The following is a 1,665-nucleotide window of genomic DNA, read 5'->3' as shown; positions in this document are numbered from 1 at the left end:
AGCTTCAGGTCACTGCTCAACAGGTTCGACACCACAATTGCAAGCTGGAAAGGGTTCAACTACCTATCTTTCATCGTGTTGGCACTGAAAAAAATAAAATTGAAAAAGTTTAAATGAGTTCATAATAAAGGGTAACGTTAAGTGTATGTGCAGTGGCCCTTTTTCAGCCCAGTGGTTTCAGGGCCATCGCCCATGATCTGAAGAAGTATCTTGAGTTTGAACGAAAACGCTCGAAAAGCGGGGCAAGCCAGCTTGCTTTAAGGGTTTTTATGAAAAACGTCCTCCAAAACCTGTTTTCGTCCCTGTCGGGCACCCGAAAATTGAACTTCCGACCCTTAGGGGGCAACAAAAAAGCCCCATGGAGGGGCTTAGATCGTTTTATTTTTTCACCGATCAAGGGCTTGTGCAACGATTACCATTGTTAGCCACTGGCATTATTTTCTAGCTAAAAATTCTTTCGCAGTCAAAACAGGGATTTTTGAATTTTTAAAGTCTTTTTTATTCCGCGTTATAATTACATCTATTTGATTTTCAATAGCTGAATAGTATTGCAGTCCATCCTCAAAATCTGGAAAACTATCATCGCTCAAAGCTAATTCTGTAATCTTGTCATCTAAACTTAATAACTCAACGAGTACTTTAAATTTTCTCAATATTTTCCTCGCTTCTTTAGCTGATTTGCGTTTGGAAAGAATATAATTTGTGTTTGCAAATGTTAAAGATGAAATAGTCAGTTCTAATTCTTTCTTGTCCGCACGAGAAAATAAATCGGCAGCTTCATCATAGTATTTATCTCTTCTTGAAAGTAAATCTATTATGATATTTGTGTCAATTAATAATCTGCTCATTTGTATTTCTCAATAAGGTAATCAGTATAAGCATCTTTTACGTCAAAATCCTCATCAAGATTAATTACTCCACTTAAACTTTCAACGAGAGGTGTGATTTCCGTTGAACTTCTTTTCCGTTTGGTGAGCGTTGTCAAATAAGATTCGATAAGTTTCGACAAGCTAATGTTATTCGATTTGGCATAATTCTTTGCACTTTCGATAATTGATTTGTCTAAACTCAATGTCAATTTTTTGTCCATAACATTTATTTTACGTACAAATTTAATAAATTATTACGTAAATTTGACTTTATCACGAATCTATTTGCTTGTGGATAACGGTTGGGCTATGGCAAGTAGGGCAATTGACAAGAACTTACTTTCGGTCTTGCAATAAGCCAAATCTTTTGCATTTTGTTTTATCTTATTTTTCAAAAAGCCAAATCAAAAGATTTGGCGACCTCGCAATTATACCCATACCTTTGAATTAAGCACTTATCGCCCTATTTGTTATAGCCGTTGTTGAACTAAACCTAAAGGTAGCTTCAAGTCTTCACCGTTCACTACCTTTAAGAACTGTTTAATCTTAACTTAGCCATCCCCCGTTTTTTAGTTGAGCTTTAAATTCAGTTGCCCGGGGAACGGATCGGGCACCGCAATTTCTATTTTCCATCTGATCCTTACCGGCATCAGCAGTATCGATACCACCTTGGTTATCTTGTAATAGATGAAGTTGACGAGTTCCCGGGGCACGTTTTTGTTCAGGTAGTTGTACCCTGCATCGAGCAACAGGTCGATATGCATCGACCGTATTTTTCGATAGATCATGTACATGG

At 37.1% G+C, this 1,665-nt stretch carries 3 protein-coding genes and 1 pseudogene; 1 reads left to right on the top strand and 3 read right to left on the bottom strand.

Annotation, left to right across the window (positions count from 1 at the left end; all coding sequences use genetic code 11):
- A pseudogene (locus tag ACKWCC_RS19205) lies at positions 1 to 117 on the top strand (IS5 family transposase); the annotation flags it as partial.
- Positions 118 to 434: 317 nt separating this feature from the next.
- Here the strand turns inward: ACKWCC_RS19205 and ACKWCC_RS19200 are convergent.
- The 3 genes from ACKWCC_RS19200 to ACKWCC_RS19190 all read right to left on the bottom strand — a co-directional run.
- A complete protein-coding gene (locus ACKWCC_RS19200; RefSeq protein WP_413997588.1) occupies positions 435 to 848 on the bottom strand; it encodes a type II toxin-antitoxin system VapC family toxin in 414 nt (137 codons plus the stop codon).
- The gene (locus tag ACKWCC_RS19195; protein WP_413997587.1) at positions 845 to 1,090 is read right to left on the bottom strand and encodes a DUF6364 family protein; all 246 of its coding nucleotides are present in this window, start codon (positions 1,088 to 1,090) and stop codon (positions 845 to 847) included. Before ACKWCC_RS19195 ends, ACKWCC_RS19200 begins: the two co-directional genes overlap by 4 nt.
- A 348-nt stretch (positions 1,091 to 1,438) precedes the next feature.
- The coding region (locus ACKWCC_RS19190) for a hypothetical protein (protein ID WP_413997586.1) at positions 1,439 to 1,665 on the bottom strand (227 nt) is incomplete at its 5' end.

This window comes from Maribacter aquimarinus (assembly GCF_047345505.1).
Taxonomy (GTDB): domain Bacteria; phylum Bacteroidota; class Bacteroidia; order Flavobacteriales; family Flavobacteriaceae; genus Maribacter.
The sequence above is the reverse complement of the archived record's forward strand: the minus strand, read 5'-3'. Positions and strand labels throughout refer to the sequence as shown.